The organism is Vibrio sp. CyArs1 (genome assembly GCF_022432925.1).
GTDB classification, from domain to species: domain Bacteria; phylum Pseudomonadota; class Gammaproteobacteria; order Enterobacterales; family Vibrionaceae; genus Vibrio; species Vibrio mediterranei.
Window position 1 is genome coordinate 284,133 of sequence record NZ_JAKRBO010000004.1, and the last position, 24,846, is coordinate 308,978.

A 24,846-nucleotide genomic window follows, 5' to 3' on the forward strand; every position below is an offset into this window, starting at 1 on the left:
CTTAGACTGGGGAGGTACTAATGTATTTACCACAAGAAATTATTCGTAAAAAACGTGATGGCCAAGAGCTAACTGCTGAAGAAATTAACTTCTTTATCCAAGGTGTTGCCAAGGACACCGTATCTGAAGGCCAGATTGCTGCCTTTGCAATGACCATCTTTTTTAATGAAATGACTATGCCAGAGCGTATTGCTCTCACGTGCGCAATGCGTGATTCTGGCATGGTTATCGATTGGGGCCACATGAACTTTGGTGGTCCGATTGTTGATAAACACTCAACAGGTGGTGTTGGTGATGTAACATCACTGATGCTTGGTCCTATGATTGCTGCATGTGGTGGCTTTGTACCGATGATTTCTGGTCGCGGTCTGGGCCATACGGGTGGCACGCTGGACAAGCTAGAATCTATTCCCGGCTATGACATTACACCAACCAATGACGTGTTTGGTGAAGTAACCAAAGACGCTGGTGTAGCGATTATCGGTCAAACTGGCGATCTTGCGCCGGCTGATAAGCGTGTTTATGCGACTCGTGATATCACTGCAACGGTTGACAATATCTCTCTGATTACTGCGTCTATCTTATCGAAGAAACTGGCGGCAGGTCTTGAATCACTAGTGATGGATGTAAAAGTCGGTTCTGGTGCTTTCATGCCAACTTATGAAGCATCAGAAGAGTTAGCCAACTCTATCGTTGCCGTAGCTAACGGTGCTGGCACTAAGACTACGGCTATCCTTACCGATATGAATCAAGTGCTTGCTTCTTCTGCAGGTAATGCAGTTGAGGTTCGTGAGGCTGTACAATTCTTGACGGGTGAATACCGAAATCCACGTTTGTATGAAGTGACGATGGCACTTTGTAGCGAAATGTTGGTGTTAGCGAAGTTAGCTGAAGACACTGAGCAAGCAGAAGCTAAGCTGAATGAAGTACTTGATAACGGTAAGGCTGCTGAGTGCTTTGGTAAAATGGTCAAAGGTTTAGGCGGCCCTGCAGACTTCGTTGAAAACTACGATAATTATTTAGAGAAAGCAGAAATTATCAAGCCAGTATACGCTGACAATGAAGGTATTGTTTCAGCGATGGATACTCGAGCGATTGGTATGGCTGTAGTTGGCATGGGCGGTGGTCGCCGCGTGGCAACAGATACCATCGACTACGCGGTAGGCTTTGATCAATTTATTCGATTAGGCGAGACGGCAAGTGCAGACAAGCCACTAGCTGTTATCCATGCGCGTAATGAAGCGCAATGGCAAGAAGCAGCAAATGCATTGAAAGCCGCAATGACAATCGGTGAGCAAGCTTACGTAGAAACGCCTTGTGTGTACCGCCAAATTCGAGCGGAAGATCTCGCATAAGCGTGAGGAGAAATTATGAAACGCGCATTTATTTTAGTATTAGATTCATTTGGTATTGGCGCAGCAGCCGATGCTGAGCAATTTGGTGATGTAGGCTCAGATACACTGGGTCATATTGCAGAGCAGTGTGCAAAAGGTTTGGCTGATAACGATCAGCGCAGCGGTGAGCTAAAGCTACCGAATTTGAGCAAGCTCGGCCTAGCCATGGCGCATAAAGAGTCTACAGGTGCTTTGGCACAGGGCCTTCGTGATGACGTCGAAATTGTCGGTGCTTATGGTCACGCAGCAGAGTTATCGTCAGGTAAAGATACTCCGTCTGGTCACTGGGAAATTGCTGGTGTTCCTGTTTTGTTTGATTGGGGCTACTTCACGGATAAGCAAAATAGTTTCCCGAAAGAGCTGACCGACCGTATTCTAGATCGTGCAGGTTTAGATGGCTTTTTAGGTAACTGTCACGCATCAGGGACTCAAGTACTTGATGACCTGGGCGAAGAGCATATGAAGACGGGCAAACCTATCTTCTATACGTCAGCGGATTCAGTTTTCCAGATTGCATGTCATGAAGAAACTTATGGTTTAGATCGTCTGCTTGAGCTTTGCCAAATCGCTCGTGAAGAGCTTGAGGATTACAATATTGGTCGTGTTATCGCACGTCCATTTATTGGTCCAGGTAAAGGGCAATTTGAGCGCACGGGTAACCGTCGTGACCTTTCTGTTGAACCGCCAGCGCCAACCGTGTTGTCGAAGCTTGTTGAAGAGAAGCAGGGACAAGTGGTATCTATCGGTAAGATTGCTGATATTTACGCGAACTGCGGTATCACTAAGAAAGTGAAAGCCACAGGCATTCCAGCGCTATTTGAAGCAACCAAAGAGCAAATCAAAGAAGCGGGTGACAACACGATCGTTTTCACTAACTTTGTTGATTTTGATTCGGCGTACGGTCACCGTCGTGATGTGGCGGGTTATGCAGCCGCGCTTGAGTACTTCGATTCTCGTATTCACGAAGTAATCGAACTGATGGAAGAAGACGATGTTCTTATTCTGACGGCTGACCATGGTTGTGACCCAACTTGGCCAGGTACTGACCATACACGTGAACACATTCCTGTTATCGTTTATGGTCACAAGGTTCCAGCAGGTTCTTTAGGTCTTCGTGATAGCTTTGCTGATATTGGTCAAAGCCTTGCAAGTTACTTTGGTACATCCTCAATGGATTACGGAAAGAACTTCCTATAATCATTAACGAACAACGCTCAAGTCTCACTTGAGCGTTGTACATTTAACATATCTCTAGGCACTAAGTCCTAGGAACAAGCACTGAGAATAAAGGGAAACAGTCATGGCTACTCCTCACATTAATGCGGAAATGGGTGATTTTGCAGACGTAGTATTGATGCCGGGCGATCCACTTCGCGCAAAATACATTGCTGATACGTTTTTGGATGATGCGGTACAAGTGTGTGATGTACGTAATATGTATGGCTACACAGGCACTTACAAAGGTCGTCGTATCTCTGTAATGGGTCACGGTATGGGTATTCCATCATGCTCTATTTACGTTACTGAACTGATCAAAGATTTTGGTGTTAAGAAGATTATCCGTGTAGGTAGTTGCGGTGCGGTTAACGAAGACATCAAAGTGCGCGACGTTGTTATTGGTATGGGCGCATGTACTGATTCTAAAGTGAACCGTATTCGCTTTAAGAACCATGACTTTGCGGCGATTGCTGACTACAACATGGTGAAGAACGCTGAAGAAGCGGCAAAAGCTCGCGGTATTAACGTAAAAGTGGGTAACCTATTCTCTGCTGAGCTGTTCTACACTCCTGATCCTGAAATGTTCGATGTAATGGACAAATATGGCATTGTTGGTGTTGAGATGGAAGCGGCAGGCATCTACGGTGTTGCAGCAGAATACGGAGCAAAAGCACTGGCTATCTGCACCGTATCTGACCATATCAAGACTGGTGAGCAAACGACCTCTGATGAGCGTGCAACCACATTTAATGAAATGATGGAGATTGCTCTAGATTCTGTTTTGCTAGGTGACGCAGAATAAGCAAGACGCTAATAACGTATGTAAAAAAGCCTCGCTTGTGCGAGGCTTTTTTGTATCTGGGAATGGCTTATGTTTTCAAAAGGTACACGAGCATTCTATTGCTTGAGCAGTAAATTCTCGCCTTTGGTTTTCGGTTGTTTTCTAACGATGACCATCAGTAGCACACCAGAGATAAAACTCATCAAGATCATCATATACATAAAGCGATCACTTTTGCGGTAGTGATGATCGGAAATTGCGGTTACCTTACCAGTTTCAAAGGTGATTCGAACAAAACCTATGATGGTATGATCGTTGATGATCGGCTCGACTAGTTGTTGGCGGCCAATGCTGGCAGTTGAGAGTGGAGTATCGAGCCCTAGGACTTCGCGCGCCGTTTTGGCGTCTGTACTGGCGGCAATTTTGACCCCTTCAGAATCATAAACGGTCGCATCTAACACCAGACGTTCTTGTGCTAACTGGTTGGTCAGAGCACCTAAACGCTCTTGGTCTTGATCAATCAGCATCTGTCTGGCAGAGAGTGAGGCCTGAGAAATCAGAACTTTAGAAAGCACTTCTAACTGATTCGCTTGAATGCGCTCGTTACCTTTACTGATAACAAAGCTATTTGTTGTGATGAAGAACACCATAGCAGCGATTAAGCAAAGCGCTACTAACCTCAAAAAGTTGCGAAACGAAAACAGCGAACCGTCCATATAAGTTTAAAAGTACTATGAAATTACTGATTGGTTCATATTGATGCTTGCACAACCAAATTGCAATAGGTTAACGTTTTAGGAGCTTTTTAAAGGAAGGATTAGCCATGGACGCTGTAAAGCCGTTAGTGATTACCAAACGTATTCCATTGAAGGAACGTTTCCCTGAGACACTCATGTCTCATCAACTGGAGAAAAATAAAGCCAGTTGGATTATGTATTCTCATTATTTGTCTCCTGATATTTTCAATGATATGGATTTCTATATCGGTGAAACCAGCCGAATTCTCGACATTTGGCAGGTTGGGCAATATGAAGTGGCACTGATGGATGGCCAGTTAACCGCCGACCATAAAGTGATTCTGAATGAGCTCAAAGTGGATTGCGCAGCACTGTATGATGTTCCCGACCTCAATAAGCCGGGTGTGATTGTCTTGGATATGGACTCGACCGCCATTCAGATTGAGTGTATTGACGAAATCGCCAAACTTGCTGGAGTAGGTGAGCAGGTTGCAGAAGTAACAGAGCGAGCGATGCAAGGAGAGTTGGATTTTGAGGCGAGTTTGCGCCAACGTGTTGCAACATTAAAAGATGCAGATGAAGCGATTCTTGAGAGCGTTCGTTCACAGTTGCCGTTGATGCCAGAGTTAGAAGAAATGCTAAAAACTCTTCAGTCTTATGGCTGGAAAACGGCGATTGCGTCTGGTGGATTTACCTATTTTTCTGATTTCTTAAAGCAGAAATTAAATTTGGATTTTGCTCAATCAAATACGTTGGCGATTGAAAATGGCAAACTGACTGGCGAAGTACTTGGGGATGTCGTCTCAGCACAAACTAAAGCAGACATCTTGCTAGAGTTAGCGGAAGAGTATGATGTTGAGCCGCATAACACCATTGCCGTGGGTGATGGTGCCAATGACTTGGTGATGATGGCGGCGGCTGGTTTAGGTATTGCGTATCACGCAAAACCTAAAGTTGAAGCTCAGGCACAGGTAGCCATTAACCATGCAGGTTTAGGTGGGATTGTGTGTGTGCTGTCAGGGTTACTCGCAAGACAAAAACGAATCAACTGGTAAGTGAAAGATAACAAAGGGCGCATTGAGCGCCCTTTGTTTTATGGATGAAGCTTAATGATTTAGCTCTAAGCGAATTAATACTTCTTCTGTAATGTCGATAAGCTCGCAATAGCCGCAAATTGATGTCATCTCATTTTCTAAGTTGCGAGCGTGGCTCAAACTCAACGAAAGCAGTTCATTGATGTCTTTCTTCATCAAGGTTGTCAAAGCATCATACACCGGACCAGAGGAAATTCTTAACACGTAGAGTTCGCCCATACTTAGCGCATCTTTAATGAACTTAATCCGGCTTTGGGTGGACTCAAAGTCTTCGCGTAATTTGGTATGAATCGACTGAATACGTTGCCCTAGTTTCAATACTCCAATATACAGTTCGTGATAGACCGGCTTTGCTCCGGGCTTCTTCTTCATCGGTTCTGCAATTAACGTATTGCTGCGTCCTTTAAAAATAGGTTCTAAGGCAAATTTTTGATTGTGGCCAATTCGTTCCAAGAACTGCATATAGCCTGGCAGAGGGAAATTGACGCCAACAGTGCGACTCTTTATTGAGGTCCCTCGTTTATCGATATAGATAGGTGTTGAGACCATTTTAGCCAATAAGACGTTATGCAATGATTCCAGTAAAGCGGGACTTGGAAGCAGCTCTTGTTTAGCGATCAGCTTATCTTGGTTGTTATCAATCATGCCATTGAAAAAGGCGATGGTCTTGATGGTTTTGCCGGATTCGACAATCGATAAATGTACGGTTTTGCGATCCTGGGATAACCGAACCACCTCATAGGGGACTCGGTTCAATGGCAATCTGTCGTTATAGCGTTTCAGCTCCAAGTAATCTATCGAGATTAATGCCCCTGTTTTGACAGGCAACGGTTCCAATAGCTCTATGCTTGCACCACGTTTAGACAAGTCGAGCGTTTTTCCACGAATAACTGTGTTTTCATCACATTGAACAAACAGCGGCGTGCTGAATTGATATCGCGGTTCTTTTCGTCTGGATTGCGCATCGAAATACAACCCTCTTGGCTGGCTTTCTACTTTTCTTGGGTGTCTAAAGCGATTTAGACTGTTAGCCGGAAGACGAGGTTTTTCTGTAAATAGGTAGTCAGCGGCTGAATTAGCATCACTGATCTCCTGCAGAATACCGAAGTGAGTCAATTTTTCATTACCATTCACGAGATCGCTGTAGTTGTGCGAAATCGTGGTGACGTCTTCTTCGGACAGCTCGAATACGGAGAGACGAAACGCTTTCCAACTATCTCGACGTCCGCCAATATGCCAGAACAATTGACGTTCTTGACGATCTGCCTCTGGCATCATCATGGAATAAAACAGTTTCATCCCCTGATGTTCGTGGGTAAAGGTATAAAGTACGTTGCTACAGCCTTTGATGCCTGCTTTGACCAGTAAATCCATTCTCTCTCGAGAAAACAAAGCCCCCAGCGATTGTTGATTACGCTCATCATGCCAGTAGTGCCAAATGTCTTGGTTATTTTCTGTTAGCAGTGCCACCTTCAGTTCATTACCGCTAAAAAACAGCGGTAGGTTACAGGCGTGTTTAAGATAACTGTGTTCGAAACCTCGAGTACGAGCTCGGGTAATCCTATCTTGGTTATCGTGGCGGATTTTTTTTGATTCAGTATTCAGTAGCTTTTCAACCACCATTTCGACCGCATTAGTGCGCGACAATCTTAGTGTTCTTAGATACTTAACCGGGGATACACCGTGTAGACCATCGACACCGAGTACACGGTATTCGATCGGTTTGGTGATTTCCTTAACTTGACTGGTTTGGGCGAGTTCGTCAAAGCTAACACTAATCACTTGGCCTAAGTCGTAATCAAAGGTACCTGGCACTTTGAATTTGGCACCTGAACTGGAGAGATCGACACTAAGCCCAGTGACTACGTCTCCATTTTCCAATTGAATAGATACTTGAGATTCGAGTTTAAGGCGATTCTCTTTACGCTTCAGGTCGTAACCTAAGTTAATGGCGTCCGCCAGATAAGGACTTTGTGGATCGGTCAACTCGCCCTCATGCGCGGCGCGTTGCTCATCACCAAGATTGCTCAAGGTTTTCTTATTAACTAACGATTCCCATACGCCTTCGGTGTAGCCGCCAAATTTCTTGGTCAGTTTGTGGTAACTATCAAATGCACGGTCATCAAGCCAGTGAGCTAGCCCATTAAGTTGATACTCGTGGCAATTGCTGGTGACTCGACCACGAAGGTCAATACGCTTATGGCAAGGGGCCATAAGGCGATTAAGTTCCATTTTAACCAGGAGTTTTGTCGAGGGAGACTCACCCTCGGTCACTTGACTAAGTACATAATCAAAGTCATCAGCGTGATACGCCGAAATCAAGCGTTCTGCGATGGAAAGTATTTCAGGTTGCTGCATGAGTTTTGTTAAAGTGTCCCTTTGAGATGATGAGTGTCATCAAGAAATAGCACAGCGTGAAGCTATTATATCGGCTACCATGCCGAAAACCTTAATGTTATCTACTGATAAATATAAGGTAATTATCGGATCTATTTTTAGATTCTTGTCGATTCTTGACAAATTTTATCGCCGAACATTTTCGAAAATTAATACATTTCTCAATAAAAGGTGCAATGGATTGCATTTGTTTGAGTAATTATCGTGACGGGTTGAGTTAAAAATGGCAAAAGCGAAAAGAGCTTATGTATGTAATGACTGCGGGGCTGACTTCCCTCGTTGGCAGGGGCAATGTAATGCATGTGGTAGTTGGAACACCATCAGTGAGGTTCGTTTAGCGGCATCACCTCAAGTCGCTCGTAATGAACGCTTGACCGGTTACGCAGGCAGTTCCACGGAATCCAGCGTCCAAACCTTATCTGAGATTGACTTACAAGAGGTCCCTCGATTTACCAGTGGTTTTAAAGAACTTGACCGTGTACTTGGTGGCGGGGTGGTCCCCGGGGCAGCTATCCTCATTGGTGGTAACCCAGGGGCAGGTAAATCGACACTGCTTTTACAAGCAATGTGCTGGCTATCGTCGCAAATGCCAACCCTCTACGTAACGGGTGAAGAATCCTTGCAGCAGGTTGCCATGCGAGCATCTCGTTTAGGTTTGCCAAAAGAGCACCTAAAAATGCTGTCTGAAACCAACGTTGATCGTATTTGTCAAGTGGCAGAGAAGGAACAACCGAAGCTGATGGTTATCGACTCCATCCAAGTTATGCATGTGGCTGATGTTCAATCGTCGCCAGGCAGTGTGGCTCAGGTAAGAGAGTCGGCAACAGCATTAACTCGATATGCTAAACAGAATAACGTTGCTATCTTCATTGTTGGTCACGTGACTAAAGATGGCACGTTGGCAGGTCCTAAGGTTCTTGAGCATATTATTGACTGTTCGGTGTTGCTCGACGGTGGAACGGACAGCCGATTTAGAACGTTACGTAGCCACAAAAACCGTTTTGGTGCGGTCAATGAGCTAGGCGTATTCGCCATGACGGGACAAGGTTTGAAGGAAGTGAGTAACCCTTCGGCGATTTTCCTCTCTCGTGGTGAAGAAGAAACGTCAGGCAGCTCGGTTATGGTGGTGTGGGAAGGTACGCGTCCACTATTGGTTGAGATTCAAGCACTGGTAGATTATAGCCAGCTAGCAAACCCACGCCGAGTTGCAGTTGGCTTAGAGCAAAATCGCTTGTCTTTATTGCTTGCTGTTTTGCATAAACATGGCGGTCTGCAAATGGCTGATCAAGATGTATTTGTGAATGTGGTTGGTGGTGTCAAAGTGACCGAAACCAGTGCTGACCTTGCCTTGGTGATGGCCTTGCTTTCAAGCTTTAGAGACCGTCCACTACCTAAAGATGTCGTCGTGTTTGGTGAAGTTGGGCTGGCGGGTGAAATTCGTCCGGTTCCAAGTGGTCAAGAGCGATTAATGGAAGCGTTTAAGCACGGTTTCAAAAAAGCCATTGTACCAGCGGCAAATATGCCAAAAGGCGGTATTGAAGGTATGCAAATCCACGGAGTTAAGAAGCTATCTGAAGCGATTTCTGCTTTCGATGAACTTTAATGATGGTTTTTGTGAAAAATTAGGTAGAATGTCGCCAACAAAATGTATGATTTTACGAAATGACATCGAAAAATCACGAAGAGCAGCTAAAATTAACTGCGAACTAACAACAGTAGCCAACACGGATGAAGCTAGGTGTAACAAGCATTTAGAGGCAGTTTTGCTCTATTTGGCACCTTAATACGCCGCGAAGGCATAACTTTTTTTTAATACGAATGCACGCAAAGCTATCCGTCTTGACAGATTGTGATATACTCTGCGCGCATTTTATATCCTATTAACAGAGTAAAACGATGACTGATTTATCAAAATACAGAAATATTGGTATTTTCGCGCACGTTGATGCGGGTAAAACCACAACAACTGAGCGTATCCTAAAACTGACTGGCCAAATCCATAAGACTGGTGAAGTTCATGATGGTGAATCAACTACTGACTTCATGGAGCAGGAAGCTGAGCGTGGTATTACTATCCAATCAGCGGCAGTTAGCTGTTTCTGGAACGATCACCGTCTAAACGTTATCGATACTCCTGGACACGTTGACTTTACAGTTGAAGTATATCGTTCTCTGAAAGTACTAGATGGTGGTATCGGTGTATTCTGTGGTTCTGGTGGTGTTGAGCCTCAGTCAGAAACTAACTGGCGCTATGCGAACGAATCAGAAGTATCTCGTATCATCTTCGTTAACAAACTTGACCGTATGGGTGCAGACTTCTTCAACGTAGTTGATCAAGTTAAGAACGTTCTTGCTGCAAACCCACTAGTAATGGTTCTTCCAATCGGTCGTGAAGACGACTTCGTTGGTGTTGTAGACCTACTAAGCCGTAAAGCATACGTATGGGATGACTCTGGTCTTCCAGAAAACTACGAAGTTAAAGACGTTCCAGCTGACATGGTTGACGACGTTGAAGCTTACCGTGAAGAGCTTATCGAAACTGCTGTTGAGCAAGACGATGACCTAATGGAAGCGTACATGGAAGGTGAAGAGCCTTCAATCGAAGACATCAAGCGTTGTATCCGTAAAGGTACTCGTGACCTAGCATTCTTCCCAACATTCTGTGGTTCTGCATTTAAGAACAAGGGTGTTCAGCTAGTTCTTGACGCAGTTGTTGACTACCTACCATCTCCAACTGAAGTAGATCCTCAGCCTCTAACTGATCCAGAAACTGGTGAACCAACTGGCGAAGTTGCAACTGTATCTGCTGATGAGCCACTACGTGCTCTAGCATTTAAGATCATGGACGACCGTTTCGGTGCTCTAACGTTTATCCGTATCTACTCAGGTGTAATGAACAAGGGTGACACAATCCTTAACTCTGCAACTGGTAAAACTGAGCGTATCGGCCGTATGGTTGAGATGCAAGCAGATGAGCGTAACGAACTAACTACTGCACAAGCTGGTGACATCATCGCTGTTGTTGGTATGAAGAACGTTCAAACTGGTCACACTCTATGTGATCCTAAGCACGAGTGTACTCTTGAGCCAATGATCTTCCCTGAACCAGTAATCTCTATTGCTGTTTCTCCTAAGGACAAAGGTTCTACAGAGAAAATGGGTATCGCGATCGGTAAGATGGTTGCAGAAGATCCATCATTCCAGGTTGAGACTGACGAAGATTCAGGTGAAACTATCCTGAAAGGTATGGGTGAACTTCACCTAGACATCAAAGTAGACATCCTGAAGCGTACTTACGGCGTTGAGCTTGAAGTAGGTCAACCACAGGTTGCTTACCGTGAAACTATCACTCAAGCAGTTGAAGATAGCTACACGCACAAGAAACAGTCTGGTGGTTCTGGTCAGTTCGGTAAGATTGACTACCGTATCAAACCAGGTGAGCCAAACTCTGGCTTCACGTTCTCTTCAACAGTTGTTGGTGGTAACGTACCTAAAGAATTCTGGCCTGCAGTTGAGAAAGGTTTCGCATCTATGATGGAAACTGGTGTTCTAGCTGGCTTCCCAACGCTAGACGTTGAAGTTGAACTATACGACGGTGGTTTCCACGCAGTTGACTCGTCTGCAATCGCATTCGAAATCGCAGCGAAAGGTGCATTCCGTCAATCTATGCCAAAAGCTGGTGCTCAACTTCTAGAGCCAATCATGCACGTTGACGTGTTCTCTCCAGAAGACAACGTTGGTGATGTAATCGGTGACCTTAACCGTCGTCGTGGTATGATCAAAGACCAACAAGCTGGTGCTACTGGTGTTCGTATTAAAGCTGACGTTCCTCTATCTGAGATGTTCGGCTACATCGGTCACCTACGTACAATCACTTCTGGTCGTGGTCAGTTCTCTATGGAGTTCTCACACTACAGCGCTTGTCCAGCAAACGTTGCTGAAGAAGTTATTGCTAAAGCAAAAGAAGAGAAGAAGTAATTCGTCTTTTCCTTTGACTGATAAAACCCGCCTTATGGCGGGTTTTTTATTGCCTTTATAACGACCTGAGTACGTAGTCGGTGTCGATAATATCTAAATGAGACATATCGCACTGCTTAAAGTCAGCGACTTCTTGCTGTAGCCATTGAATAAAGATTTTGAGTTTAGGTCGATTGAAGTAATGCTCTGGAGCACACAGGTAATAGGCAAATTTAGGCTTGAGTGCGTAATTGCCGATTCGCACTAGGGTTCCTTCTTTGATATAGCGATAGGCTAGGCTGTGTTTGATAAGCCCAACGCCTTGAACAGACAGTGCGCCTTCGACAACGAAGTGCGAGCCGTTATATTGTAGCGTTCGATTGCCTACAGGCGCACCGACATGTTGTAGCCACAAGTTCCAATCCATATCCGGCCAAGTATCTTCAATCAGGTCGGCTCGATGCAAATCTTGAACATCATAAATCTGGTGTTGCTGTTGATACAGCGGGTGGCACACAGGGTAGATAATATCTTCCATGAGTAAGTGGCTTTGCACGCCCTCATAGATACCTTCACCATAACGTAGACAAATATCAACGGATTGATCCTGAAAAGAGACCAATTGGTTATTAGGCTCGATCAAAAGCGCAATATCAGGGTTTTGCTGACGAAAGCTTTGTATTCTCGGCACCAACCAGTGTTGAGCAAATGATGGCAATGTCGAGATGGACAAACGATTGGGGTTAGGATCTTGGTTGACACTCTGAACTCCGGTGAATATATGTTCAAAGCCCTTGGCAAGTTCTCTATATAGTTGTTGGCCCTCTGGCGTTAATAACACTTTCCTGTGCTGCCGATAAAACAAATGACAACCTAGGCTCTCTTCCAACTGTCGAATTTGTTGACTTACTGCAGCCGCTGAAACAAACAGGCGATTGGCGGCCATCTTAAAGCTGCCTAGCTCAGCCGCTTTATAGAAATAGTAAAGTCCTTGAAGGGGAGGCAGTTTTTCTTTCACTTAAGCTTTCCTTAACTCAAAGTCAAAATAGATCGTTTGTCACACATTGATGTTTTGCATAAAAATTATACAAAACAGAGGGGGATAGGCAATGGATAAAACAATCAACTCCAATCAATATGTACAAGATAGAGCGGTGAAAGGCTCGTTGACTAAGTTAATCTTAACTTACGTCAGGCAATGGCGTCAGAATCAACGTACTAGAAAAGTGTTATCGGAAATGCCAGATCATTTGTTAGAAGACATTGGAGTGACTAGAGAACAGGCCAATCGAGAAAGTCGAAGACCATTTTGGCAATACAAATAAAAAAGGCGACTAACGTCGCCTTTATCTAGTATGCATGAGTGCTACTCTTCCCAAACGACCAGTTTATCTTTAGGCCAGCTATGGCCGACTTCATGATACTTCTGTTCAAGCAAATGGCGTTTGATTTTCAGTGTTGGTGTTAGTAACCCGTTCTCAATACTCCATGGTTCCTTAACCATTAGCACACCTTTGATTTGCTCATGAGACTCAAGTTCTTGATTCATGCGCTTAACGACACGCTCAGCGGTACGTGCGTAGCGTGCTTTGTCAAAGTTAGGGAAGTCGTGAGGCACAACGAGTAAGATTGGAGCTGGTAAGCCTAAACCGATTAAACACATCATTTCGACACGGCTGTATTCCGCCAGCTTTTTCTCAATAGGTACAGGTGCGACAAACTTACCTTTAGCCGTTTTGAAGGTGTCTTTCTTACGACCCTGAATGGTTAGATAACCTTCGCCATCAATAGCGCCGATATCGCCAGTATGCAACCATCCTTCGCTATCAAATGCTTCTTGAGTCGCAATGTCATTTTTGTAGTAGCCCGAGAAGAGACCTTGTCCTCGAACCATGATTTCATCATCCTCAGCAATCTTAAGTTCAATACCTGGGCCTGCGTTACCAACAGTACCTATTTTGTCGGCCCTAAATGGGTAGTTAATGGTACTGTAAGCGAAAGATTCGGTCATGCCCCAGGCTTCAGTGATATTCAGCCCGACGCTGTGATACCAATCTAACAGAGCTGGAGGCACAGGAGCGGAACCACAACCAAGTACTCGTGCTTGGTCAAGTCCTAAGCCGTCTGCCAACTTCTTCTTAATCAATGAGTTGACGAACGGTATCTTAAGTAGAATGTTGAGTTTCTTCTGTGGCAGTTTATCTTGAATACGCTGCTGAAACAGAGTCCATAGTCGCGGCACTGAAATAAACAGTGTTGGACGCTGCATCTTCACATCTTCGATAAAGGTGTCTAATGACTCTGGGAATGCCGTCTGCACGCCTCCAACTACTGATGAACCAAAGATGTACACTCGCTCAGTAATATGAGCTAGCGGTAAATAAGAGAACAGACGATCGTTGGGTTCAATGCCAATATGGTCGATAAGTCTTTGTACCGACCAGCTAAATGCGCCATAGGTCAACATGGCACCCTTTGGTAGCCCTGAGGTGCCTGAGGTATAAACCAACGACATTAGCTTGTCGTCATAGTGAACAGGGCGCTCTTCACTTGGCTTGCTATCAGCGATCAATTGATTAAATGTGTGCTGGCAATCTGGCGCGGTATCGTAAGGCAGGGAAATCGTGATTAGATCACCAAGAGACTCAATGACAGAGGTGGTGGCTTTAGCATCATCAAGCTTACCTGCAATCAACACCTTACTTTCACTGTGTGTTAGACAGTATTCAATGGTATCGGCACCAGCGGTTGGGAAAATTGGTACACTGATGTAGTCGCCAAGCATCATCGCTAAATCGCAAATAAACCACTCTGCGCAGTTTTTAGAAATGAGCGCGACCTTTTCGCCTGGCTGTATGCCAAGACCACGAAGAGCAGAAACAAGACGTAATGCTTTATCTGCTACGTCAGCATAAGTGAATTCGACGAACTCACGATTGATAATTTGTTTTAAGTAAACTTCATTCGGTCTTTCTTGCGCCCACTTTAGGATCATCTCGTTGGGCGGCGGTAGGGTACAACTTGAGAGAGTGCTTTCATTAGGCAGTATCATTCCTGAACTCCGTTTTCGTGTAGAACGATAATTTATAGTTATTGTAATGTTAATGTGTTGTTAACATTACAATACTAGTCACAATGGGTAAGTACCGCAAGATGCTAATGACGGATTATTGTGGGCTCAAGCACATTATTGGAGCAAAAGCTCCAATAATGTGAGTTAAGTGGAATATAAGGATTTAGATTGTCCAATAAGATTTTAATGCCAAGGAATATGTGTGGAATACATAACAAGCTTGATTGCGTCTTGCTGGCAGCGCAATGCGTGCACACAATCGCTATCAATCTTGCCGAGTGCGACCATCTTTTCTAGTTCCAATAATGCATGGATCAAGGACCAAGATTCACTGTAATGACGGTGACTGGTTAGGGCATCAAAAATGTTAGCAACGGTAACAATACGAGCAGCAATAGGAATTTCGGCATGACTTAGTCCGTTTGGCGCACCTGAACCATCTAAATATTCATGATGATATTGGATGATATCTGTTAACAGTGTCATGCTGGTTGGCTTTCGATCGTGGATCTGTTTTGCGAGCTGGTTGACTAAGTTCAGCCCTTGTTGAATTTGTCCTTGCATTGCGACATTGCTATGCCACATTTCTTGCCACGGAGAGCTCTGTTTCGAACTCAATGAAGAGTACTTACCTATGTCGTGTAACTCTGCAAAGTGCACGATATAGTCGATGGTTTCATCATCGAGTTGATACAGTTCAGCCACTTGCAGCGCAATGAGCCTTGCGTACTGACCGACTCGGTAAGCATGATCGAGGCTCTCATCTAGATGTTCGAAATTGGTACTACGAACGGTATAGCCCATATCAGCCATGGCATTGACGTAGCTGCGCTGTTCGTTGACCGCTTTAGCGAGCTCATTGGTACAAGAGGTTAATTGTTCAACCGTAGTATTGTCGAAAAACTGAGGTTGATTTGCATCTAAAAATAGTAACCCAGTAAAGTGACCATCGTTGAGGACGGGTAAGGTTAATGAGGCCGCATAAGGCTGTTGTAACAACCAACTTGAGTGTTGCGATGAATTGGTAATAGCTGATGAAAGGTCATTAATGACGCGATGTTTATGCTTGCAGGCCAGTTGTCCAAGCGCGGAGTTAGCGCTAATAGGAGCACTGTATCGAAGCAGGGGCTCTCCTTGTAATGTACTATGTGCAAATGTACTCAACCTAGCATGCTGGGCATCGAAGAGCGCGACAGAGATTCTAACGATTTCGGGAGCATGAAGGCTAATAGCATGATGGGCACGTTTTAATTCATCATTAATAGAGCCTCGGCTCGAACTCCGATGATGGCTCCCAATAGAGCAGTCCTTTCTCATAACTCACCCCCTGTTTGTGTAGGTGTTTTAGCACCTAATCACTGCTTGTCGATATAAAACCCTTTTATTGAATTGAAACTGCAATGAGGGGAGCTCCCCTCATTAATTAGTGTATGACTAAGCTGAAACTGTGACGAGAAATATTACCTAAAATCAGAGTGATAATTGATTTAGATTAAACTTACCACGGCTGGTGATAGTAACCCTGCAAAAGCAAAGAACACCACCATCCAAACGATAGGCAGTTTAAACTGCTTCATAAGGAGTGCACCTAAAAGCACCCAAGCAAGATCCATTGCACCAAAAACAGCGCTAACAAAGACAGGCTGGTAGAGGGCAGACAATAACAAACCAACTACGGCGGCGTTTACGCCCACCAATGCACCAGAAATCGCCGGTATTTTAGCGAGCTGCTGCCAGTTTTTTAACACGCCGACAAGGAGCAAAAAGCCAGGAACAAATACACCAAGTGTTGCAACAATCGCCCCCCATACTGGTGCCGAAGGCATTAGCTCATAACCGATGTAAGTAGCAAAAGTGAACATTGGTCCTGGCACTGCCTGTGCTGCGGCATAACCTGTTAAGAACGCGTCTTGCGTTAATTGATCACCCACAATATTTTGTAGCAGAGGAAGAACCACGTGACCGCCACCAAATACCAAACTACCCGCTTGGTAGAAATCGGAGAAAAGTGCTATCGATGACGACCATTGACCTATAAATGGTAGGGCGATAAGAAGTACGACGAAGCTGACTAGTGGCAATACAGAGAAAGACAGTTTACTGGAGGTATTTACGATTTCTGTATTTGGGAGATATCGGACGCCTAAAAGAGCAGCTACAACTAAAACCAGAATTTGCGCAGCAATACTTTGGAACAAAAGCAGTGTAATGGCAGTAGCGATACAAATAGAAACAGTGAGTTTAGACTTGCAGAAATTCTTATACATACCCCACGTGGCGTCAGCGACTACTAACACGGCGAGAAGTTTCAGGCCGTGCACCACATTCTGAAAGTAACTGGATTCAGTGAGCTGACTGCTCAAGACTGCAAGGGCAAGCATGAGGATTACTGATGGCAGTGTGAAGCCAAGAAATGCCATGATACCACCGCCAATGCCTGCGCGTTGATAACCGACAGCAAAACCGACTTGGCTTGAACCTGGGCCCGGTAGAAATTGGCTTAAAGCAACAATTTGAGCGTACTCTTCATCGCTTAGCCAATTGAGTTTCTCAACAAAGGTATTGCGGAAATAACCTATATGAGCTGCGGGACCACCAAAGCTGACCCATCCTAGAGCGAAAAAGATCTTAAATATAGCAAACAATGACTCATTGCTGTTTGAGTGGTTGTTTGTGGTTTCTTTGCTTAACGTAGACACCTGCGCACCTATCTTATGAAAATAACAATTTCGATTAGCGCCGATGCTACTGACTCATCTATAATGATTCAAATTAATAGATTTGATAGATACTATGAGTGAAACTGGACGAGAGAAGATTGATTGGAAACGCATTGATTTAAATTTGTTGATCGTATTCTTTCACCTTTACCAAACACGCAGTGTGTCTGTAGCGGCTGAGAAGAGCTTTGTCAGTCAGTCAGCAATGAGTCACAGTTTATCTAAGTTACGAACTTTGTGTGGGGACCGACTTTTTGAACGCAAAGGTCATCAAATGGTACCGACAGAGCGAGCTACAGAGCTGTATCCAACGGTAGAACAGATATTAAATCTGGTGCAATTTAACGTGTTACCCACAGAACAATTCTTGGCAAAGAATTATCGCGGAATCTGCAAAATAGGATTAACGGATTACGCGGAGTTTATCTTTGCTCCAACTATTTATGACGCCATAGTGTCACAAGCCCCTAGCGCGAAAGTCAGTTTCATCAATGTTAATCGACACAATTACCGTTCAGTCAGTGAGCAGGAAAACTTAGACATCATCATCGGTAGTATCCCCGATTTAGAGCAGCAGTTTAGTGCGCAAAAGCTCTACACTGAAAAACATGTCTGTATCTATGACAGTAGTTTGGTGAAGGTTGGCGAATTGGATATCGAGACCTTCGCCTCTCTGCCGCATTGCTTAGTCAGTCCGGAGGGTAACTTCACGAGTAACGTCGATAAGCAGCTAGAGTCAATTGGATTATCCCGTGAAGTCACTGCCGTCTCGCGAAACTTTCTGACGATAGGGCGTTTAGTTACTGGTCGTGAGATGTTTGCGATAGTGCCCGAAAAAATGGCCAAGATTAACCTGATTCAAACTAACCTTACATCCGCTCCACCACCAGTGCCCGTGGCTGATTTTGATATCTCTATGATTTGGAAGAAGCAGTCGCACATGAGCGATAAAATTCATTGGCTAAAAGACACCATATATGAAGCCATTTTATCGTCGCTGCATGAAACCACACTTTAGTGGTAAGGATTACACAAAATTGCTCTGTAACAATTGTTAACGTATCCAAATTTCGCAGTTAGTTGCATATGGAGGCTAACTGCTAATAATTCTGTTAAGAAAGTGATCAGACCCACAACCTAAGCAATTTCTAGCGGTAATAGATCAAAAATCCCATCTCTCCCCCTTTAATTACAAAAAATAAATGCTAGTTTCTCTGTGTAAACGTTTCCAAATGGAAGCAAAAACCCCTACAAAAAATGAGAATAACAGTTATGAAGAAGCAAATGGTTAAAGGATTAGTGGCCTCTGCAGTAGGTCTAGCTTGTTTCAGTCAAACAGCATTCGCGAAAGACATCACGGTATGGGCATGGGATCCAAACTTTAATGTGGCCATCATGCAAGAAGCCGCTGAGAAATACGAAGCGAAGCATGAAGATGTAAACATTAAAGTCGTTGATTTTGCGAAAGCGGATATCGAACAGAAGCTGCACACTATGCTAGCGTCTGGAATCACGTCGGCATTGCCTGATGTGGTATTGATTGAAGATTACAATGCTCAGAAATACTTACAGTCATATCCTGGTTCATTTGCTCCTATGACAAATGCCGTTGATTATACTCAGTTTGCTCCGTACAAAGTGAATGTAATGACCGTCGGCGATGAAGTATATGGCCTACCATTTGATACGGGTGTATCAGGCCTTTACTACCGTACTGATATTCTTGAAAAAGCAGGTTTCAGCGCTAAGGACATGGAAAATATTACTTGGGACCGTTTCATTGAAATTGGTAAACAAGTGAAAGAGAAGACCGGCGTTTCCATGTTAGGTAATAACCCATCTGACCTTGGTCTACTGCGCGTCATGATTCAAGGTGCAGGCAGTTGGTACTTCAATCAAGACGGTAGCCTAAACATTGCTAACAACAAAGCGCTTGAAGAAGGCATTAAGATTTTCCGTGATCTTCATACTACAGAAATTGCGCGTCCTACCATTGGCTGGTCTGAGTGGGTTGGTTCGGTAAATAGCGGCGCTGTTGCTTCTATTACGACTGGTGTTTGGATTACAGCATCAGTTAAAGCAGGCGAAGGTCAAGAAGGTAAATGGGCGGTTGCGTCAACACCACGCCTGAATGTAGAAGGGGCAGTGAATAGTTCTAACCTTGGTGGTTCAAGCTGGTATGTATTGAGTGCATCGAAAGAAGCAGATACAGCTATCGACTTCTTAAATCAAACTTTTGGCTCTGACAAAGAGTTCTACAACGAAATTCTTAAGAAGCAAGGTGCCGTAGGTTCTTACTTACCTGCTGGTAACACACAAGCCTACCAATATGAAGATAGCTACTTCAATAACCAAAAGATTTACTCAGACTTCAACAAATGGGCTGCTGAAATTCCAGCGGTTAACTATGGCATGTACACCTATGAAGTCGATGCTGCAATTGCAGCGCAGATGCCTTCAATCATGCAAGGTGCACCAATCGATAAAGTCTTAGAAAGTGTTGAGCAACAACTGAAATATCAAATTCAATAATCGTTTTTCCTTTGCCCCCATCTCTGCTGCGAGTCAGGGTGGGGGCCTTTTCTTCTCTTTGTTGGTGTCATTATGAGTGAATTAGTCAAGACGATTAAGTCTAACTCCAAAAACAATAAAAATAGCTTTCAGCGTTTTTATGATATTAATGGCTGGGGTTTCGTATTACCTGCCGTCATATTAGTGTCCTTATTTATGATCTATCCAATAGTGAATTCACTTTGGATGGCTATGCACTCTGGACGTGGTGTTATTATGGAGTTCGTTGGTTTTGGCAACGTAACTCGTTTATTTAACGATCCTGTATTTTTAAAAGCGCTCTCGAATACGTTTATTTTCTTGATTATTCAAGTGCCTATTATGATCTTGCTTTCGTTAGCATTATCGTCTTGTTTAAACTCACCAAATCTTAAGTTCAGAAGCTTATTCCGCTTAGCGATTTTCCTACCATGTGTTACTTCCTTGGTAGCTTACTCGATTCTATTTAAGAGTATGTTTGCGTATGAAGGCATTGTGAACTCGTTCCTTATGTGGACAGGCATTGTAAGCGACCCAATTCCATGGATGGCTGACCCATTTTGGGCCAAAGTAACCATCATTATTGCGATTACGTGGCGCTGGACAGGCTATAACATGATCTTCTTCTTGTCTGCAATGCAGAACATTGATAAGTCAATTTATGAAGCAGCGCGTATTGAAGGTGTGAGTCCTATTAAACAGTTCTTCTTTATTACGGTTCCCTTACTCAAGCCGGTTATCCTATTTACTACGGTTATGTCGACCATTGGTACATTGCAGTTATTTGATGAGGTGGTGAATATTACCGCTGGTGGTCCTGCGAATGAAACTCTAACGTTATCTATGTATATCTATGACCTGTCATTTAAGTTTGTTCCAAACTTTGGTTATGCAGCAACGGTATCGTACGTCATCGTATTCTTTGCCGCTATTCTAGCAATGCTTCAATTTAGAATTGCGAGGGATAAATAATGAATAATAAAAACAAAGCGATGCGTGGTTTAATGTACGCATTTCTATCAATATTCTCGTTAGTCTCATTATTTCCGTTTTATTGGATGATTGTGTCCAGTACTAACACAACGACTCAGGTTAATACGGGTAAATTCACTTTTGGTGACCAATTACTGATTAACTTAGCTAAATTGAATGAGCAAATTGACCTTTGGCTAATTTTCTACAATACCTCGAAGATTGCCATTATTAGTACGCTGTTTACGCTGCTAATCTCATCTATGGCTGGTTATGGTTTTGAAGTGTATAAGAGCAAGGTACGTGACCGTGTTTACAGTGCCATGCTGCTGACAATGATGATTCCATTTGCCGCGCTGATGATTCCACTGTTCACACTAATGGCGAAGGCAGGTCTGTTGGATACTCACCTTGCAGTGATGCTACCGACCATTGCTTCAGTATTCATTGTGTTCTATTTCCGCCAATGTACTAAAGCGTTCCCATCAGAACTTATTGATGCGGCGCGAGTTGATGGTGTGAAAGATTGGAAAATCTACCTGTTTGTTTATATGCCCGTGATGAAAACCACGTACGCGGCTGCCTTTATTATCGTCTTTATGACGTCGTGGAATGCCTTTTTATGGCCGTTGATTGTATTGCAATCTGCCGAACTAAAAACAATTAACTTAGTGCTGTCCTCTTTGTCGTCAGCCTACTTCCCTGATTTTGGCATCATTATGGTGGGGACTGTGGTGGCAACCATTCCAACCCTAGCCGTATTCTTTTTGATGCAGAAGCAATTTGTGGCCGGTATGACTGGCTCTGTGAAATAGAGAGATGTTTAGAATGAGAACTTTCGATCAAGTAATTTCCGCTAGAGAGTGGGAAAACCAGCATGTAACGCATCATAACGTTCTGGACGCACATGCGCCGCTTAATGCGTTTCACAGTGAAGTTGCTGCAAAAGAGAACCTACCGTCTGAGAATATGCGCTCGCTAAACGGTGAATGGAAATTTAAGTTGTTCTCTCAACCAGAGCAGGTTGAAGCATCGTGTGTTGAAACTGCGTTTGACGACAGTCAATGGGACGCGATTCAAGTGCCAAGTAACTGGCAACTGCAGGGTTTTGATAAACCTATCTATACCAATGTTAAGTATCCGTTTGCTGATACCCCACCAATCGTGCCGCAGGATAACCCAACGGGGTTGTATCGTGTGTCATTTGCACTCGACAGCATCAAAGCTGATGAGCGACAAACCATCACTTTCGATGGTGTGAACTCGGCATTTCATATCTGGTGTAATGGAGTCTGGATTGGTTATTCTCAAGACAGCCGTCTAGCGGCTGAGTTTGACCTGACTGAGTTTGTTGTCGAAGGTGAAAACCAATTATCAGTGATGGTTCTGCGATGGTCTGATGGTTCGTATCTCGAAGACCAAGATATGTGGTGGCTGAGTGGGATTTTCCGTAACGTCACTCTGCGCACTAAGCCAAAAACAGCCATTGCTGATGTACAGGTCAATACTGAGCTTGATGCGTGCTACCGCGATGCAGTGCTAAAAGTCACCACTAAGCTTACTGAGAAGGCCTCACCATTCAGCGTCAATATTGAGCTGTTTGATGAATTGGGCAATAGCATCTTTGGGCGCAAGTCTGCACTATGTGGTCAGCGCATCATCGATGAGAAAGGTCCGTGGCAAGAAATTGCTGAACACCGGGTTGCTATTGAAAACCCGAAAAAATGGAGTGCTGAAGAGCCGAATCTTTACCGTCTAGTGGTTTCTCTTAATGACGAAGATGGTCAGTTGGTGGATTGTGAAGCATACAACGTTGGCTTCCGCAGCGTTGAGATCACTGACGGTCAATTGAAGGTGAACGGTAAGGCACTGTTGGTACGCGGGGTTAACCGTCACGAACATCATCCAGAAATGGGTCACACTATGACTCGTGAAGGCATGATTGAAGATATCAAACTGCTGAAACAATACAACTTCAATGCGGTGCGAACCGCACACTATCCAAATGATCCACTTTGGTATGAGTTATGTGACGAATACGGCTTATACCTAGTTGATGAGGCCAACATCGAAACGCACGGCCAGTTCCCAATGTGTCGTCTGTCGGATGATGTTACCTGGATGAACGCGTATATGCGTCGAATGATTCGTTTGGTTGAGCGTGATAAGAACCACCCATCCATTATCATTTGGTCTTTAGGCAATGAGTCAGGTATTGGTAACAACCATCATGCAATGTACCAATGGACTAAACTTCGCGATCCATCACGTCCGGTACAATATGAAGGTGGCGGTTCCGATACGGCAGCAACCGATATTATCGTGCCGATGTATGCTCGTGTGGACAGCGATCAGCGTCATCATATCGACCCAACGGTCACTCCAAAACTTGCTATCAAAAAGTGGCTTGGAATGCCGGGTGAAGAGCGCCCGCTTATCCTTTGCGAATACGCACATGCGATGGGGAACAGTTTAGGTAGCTTCGACAAATACTGGGATGTGTTCCGTGAGTACCCACGCTTACAAGGCGGCTTTATTTGGGACTGGGTAGACCAAGGTTTGACTAAGACCGACGAAAACGGTACTCAGTACTGGGCATATGGTGGTGATTTTGGTGATGACATCAATGACCGACAGTTCTGTATCAATGGTCTCATTTTCCCTGACCGCACCGTGCACCCTACTTTGTTTGAAGCGAAAAAGGCGCAACAATTCCATCAAGTCACCCTTCGCTCTACTGAGCCTGTAGTGATTCGAGTAGAAAGTGAGTACCTATTTACATCGCCAAGCGATGAGGTATTAAACTGGACTATTACAGAAGATGGTTTTGCCATTGCCCAAGGCTCTACGGAGTTAATTATCTCTCCAGAAGGTCACCTTGATATTCAGTTAGCTGAAGCATTACCAGAAACTAAGTTAGGTAGTGATTACCATCTTAATGTTGAGATTGTAAAAACCTCTGCAACCACATGGTCTGAGGCTGGTCATCTTGTGTCAGCAGAGCAAATTACCCTGCCTGCGAAGTTTGGTCTAGCACCGCGACTAAGTAACGATTCTGGTTTGCCTGATGCAGTAGTGAAAGGTGATACCTTGACGCTGACTGCAGGTGAGCAATCTATTACGTTTGATAGCGCAACAGGGTATCTAACGTCTTGGTTAGTAGCAGGACAAGAGTCGTTATTGCAAGCGCCAAAAGATAACTTCTACCGTGCGCCATTGGATAATGACATCGGCACCAGTGAAGCTGACCGAGTGGACCCAACAACATGGTTAGCTCGTTGGGATGCGGCAGGTCTGCCATCGTTGACGGCCGAATGTATTGGCTTTGACCACTTGGCTCGTGGCAAATACCACCAAGTAGAATCTCGCTACGCTCATACGTTTGAAGGGCAGTTGGTGTTTGAAACACTATGGACTTATCAAGTCTTCAATGATGGTGAAGTCAACGTAGATGTAACGGTCAATGCGGCTAAAGGTCTGCCATCACTGCCTCGAGTCGGTATGGAGTTAGCACTTGCTAACACAATCGATTCAGTTAGCTGGTATGGACGTGGTCCTTTTGAAAACTACAGCGATAGAAAACAGGCGGCGCATATGGGACGTTATCAAGCGTCTATTGAAGAGATGCATACGCCCTATATATTCCCAACTGATTGTGGCCTACGCAGTGATGTTAAACAGAGCCAAATTGGCGCGTTATCGATTACTGGTGAGCATCACCTCTCCGTCAGTCGCTATAGTACTGAAGTGATGAAAGCAGCGAAACATACCAATGAATTGGTAGACAGCGGAAAACTGTTTGTGCGCGTTGATGGCTTCCATATGGGCGTGGGCGGTGATGACTCATGGACACCAAGCGTTCATGAAGAATTCAAGTTGCTTGCTGAACAATATCGCTATCAATTGACGCTGCGTATGTCGGCGCACGCATAGCGTTTCATCATTCATAAAGA

At 44.3% G+C, this 24,846-nt stretch carries 18 protein-coding genes; 12 read left to right on the forward strand and 6 right to left on the reverse strand.

Annotation, left to right across the window (positions count from 1 at the left end; genetic code table 11):
- The first annotated feature begins 20 nt into the window (after positions 1–20).
- From deoA to deoD, 3 genes are all read left to right on the forward strand, one after another.
- The gene (gene deoA, locus MMA19_RS14600; protein ID WP_006071978.1) at positions 21–1,355 is read left to right on the forward strand and encodes a thymidine phosphorylase; all 1,335 of its coding nucleotides are present in this window, start codon (positions 21–23) and stop codon (positions 1,353–1,355) included.
- 15 nt (positions 1,356–1,370) lie between these two features.
- Positions 1,371–2,591 carry a phosphopentomutase gene (locus tag MMA19_RS14605; RefSeq protein ID WP_006071976.1) on the forward strand — a complete coding sequence of 407 codons (1,221 nt, stop codon included), beginning with the start codon at positions 1,371–1,373 and terminating at the stop codon, positions 2,589–2,591.
- 103 nt (positions 2,592–2,694) lie between these two features.
- On the forward strand, positions 2,695–3,414 hold the full coding sequence (gene deoD / locus MMA19_RS14610; protein ID WP_006071974.1) for a purine-nucleoside phosphorylase: 720 nt from the start codon (positions 2,695–2,697) through the stop codon (positions 3,412–3,414).
- Between the two features lie 95 nt (positions 3,415–3,509).
- Here deoD and MMA19_RS14615 read toward each other — a convergent pair whose 3' ends face one another.
- Positions 3,510–4,109 carry a YtjB family periplasmic protein gene (locus MMA19_RS14615; RefSeq protein WP_031494062.1) on the reverse strand — a complete coding sequence of 200 codons (600 nt, stop codon included), beginning with the start codon at positions 4,107–4,109 and terminating at the stop codon, positions 3,510–3,512.
- 107 nt (positions 4,110–4,216) lie between these two features.
- On the opposite strand from MMA19_RS14615, the gene serB reads away from it, so the two are divergent.
- Positions 4,217–5,185: a phosphoserine phosphatase gene (serB, locus tag MMA19_RS14620; RefSeq protein WP_240206526.1), complete on the forward strand. Its 969-nt coding sequence runs from the start codon at positions 4,217–4,219 to the stop codon at positions 5,183–5,185.
- Positions 5,186–5,236: 51 nt separating this feature from the next.
- Here the strand turns inward: serB and MMA19_RS14625 are convergent, their stop codons facing one another.
- Positions 5,237–7,582, reverse strand: a complete 2,346-nt coding sequence (locus tag MMA19_RS14625) for a PilZ domain-containing protein (protein WP_006071969.1) — start codon at positions 7,580–7,582, stop codon at positions 5,237–5,239.
- A 262-nt stretch (positions 7,583–7,844) separates the two neighbouring features.
- Here MMA19_RS14625 and radA point away from each other — a divergent pair, with 262 nt between their 5' ends.
- Positions 7,845–9,224: a DNA repair protein RadA gene (radA, locus tag MMA19_RS14630; protein ID WP_006071967.1), complete on the forward strand. Its 1,380-nt coding sequence runs from the start codon at positions 7,845–7,847 to the stop codon at positions 9,222–9,224.
- A 293-nt stretch (positions 9,225–9,517) separates the two neighbouring features.
- Positions 9,518–11,599, forward strand: coding sequence for an elongation factor G (gene fusA / locus MMA19_RS14635; RefSeq protein ID WP_006071965.1), 2,082 nt, complete (start codon positions 9,518–9,520; stop codon positions 11,597–11,599).
- A gap of 55 nt (positions 11,600–11,654) precedes the next feature.
- Here the strand turns inward: fusA and MMA19_RS14640 are convergent, their stop codons facing one another.
- Entirely contained in the window at positions 11,655–12,596 is a 942-nt protein-coding gene (locus tag MMA19_RS14640; protein WP_240206527.1) for a LysR substrate-binding domain-containing protein, read from the reverse strand.
- 91 nt (positions 12,597–12,687) lie between these two features.
- Between MMA19_RS14640 and MMA19_RS14645 the strand changes: the two genes are divergently transcribed.
- Entirely contained in the window at positions 12,688–12,903 is a 216-nt protein-coding gene (locus MMA19_RS14645) for a DUF1127 domain-containing protein (protein ID WP_240206528.1), read from the forward strand.
- Positions 12,904–12,944: 41 nt separating this feature from the next.
- On the opposite strand, the gene MMA19_RS14650 is transcribed toward MMA19_RS14645, so the two are convergent.
- From MMA19_RS14650 to chrA, 3 genes are all read right to left on the reverse strand, one after another.
- Positions 12,945–14,630 carry an AMP-binding protein gene (locus tag MMA19_RS14650; RefSeq protein ID WP_038222495.1) on the reverse strand — a complete coding sequence of 562 codons (1,686 nt, stop codon included), beginning with the start codon at positions 14,628–14,630 and terminating at the stop codon, positions 12,945–12,947.
- A 204-nt stretch (positions 14,631–14,834) separates the two neighbouring features.
- Positions 14,835–15,968, reverse strand: a complete 1,134-nt coding sequence (locus tag MMA19_RS14655) for an HD domain-containing phosphohydrolase (protein WP_240206529.1) — start codon at positions 15,966–15,968, stop codon at positions 14,835–14,837.
- Between the two features lie 170 nt (positions 15,969–16,138).
- A complete protein-coding gene (gene chrA, locus MMA19_RS14660) occupies positions 16,139–17,296 on the reverse strand; it encodes a chromate efflux transporter (protein ID WP_240206582.1) in 1,158 nt (385 codons plus the stop codon).
- Between the two features lie 148 nt (positions 17,297–17,444).
- Here chrA and MMA19_RS14665 point away from each other — a divergent pair, with 148 nt between their 5' ends.
- The 5 genes from MMA19_RS14665 (at position 17,445) to MMA19_RS14685 (ending at position 24,826) form a co-directional block, all read left to right on the forward strand.
- The gene (locus MMA19_RS14665; RefSeq protein WP_240206530.1) at positions 17,445–18,389 is read left to right on the forward strand and encodes a LysR family transcriptional regulator; all 945 of its coding nucleotides are present in this window, start codon (positions 17,445–17,447) and stop codon (positions 18,387–18,389) included.
- A gap of 254 nt (positions 18,390–18,643) precedes the next feature.
- Positions 18,644–19,903 (forward strand): extracellular solute-binding protein, encoded by a 1,260-nt coding sequence (locus MMA19_RS14670; RefSeq protein ID WP_038225465.1) that lies wholly within the window; start codon positions 18,644–18,646, stop codon positions 19,901–19,903.
- A 72-nt stretch (positions 19,904–19,975) separates the two neighbouring features.
- Complete coding sequence (locus MMA19_RS14675; RefSeq protein WP_006071943.1) at positions 19,976–20,893, forward strand: sugar ABC transporter permease; 918 nt, start codon at positions 19,976–19,978, stop codon at positions 20,891–20,893.
- Positions 20,893–21,708: a carbohydrate ABC transporter permease gene (locus MMA19_RS14680; RefSeq protein ID WP_006071941.1), complete on the forward strand. Its 816-nt coding sequence runs from the start codon at positions 20,893–20,895 to the stop codon at positions 21,706–21,708. Before MMA19_RS14675 ends, MMA19_RS14680 begins: the two co-directional genes overlap by 1 nt.
- 13 nt (positions 21,709–21,721) lie before the next feature.
- Positions 21,722–24,826: a beta-galactosidase gene (locus MMA19_RS14685; RefSeq protein ID WP_240206531.1), complete on the forward strand. Its 3,105-nt coding sequence runs from the start codon at positions 21,722–21,724 to the stop codon at positions 24,824–24,826.
- Positions 24,827–24,846 lie beyond the last annotated feature (20 nt).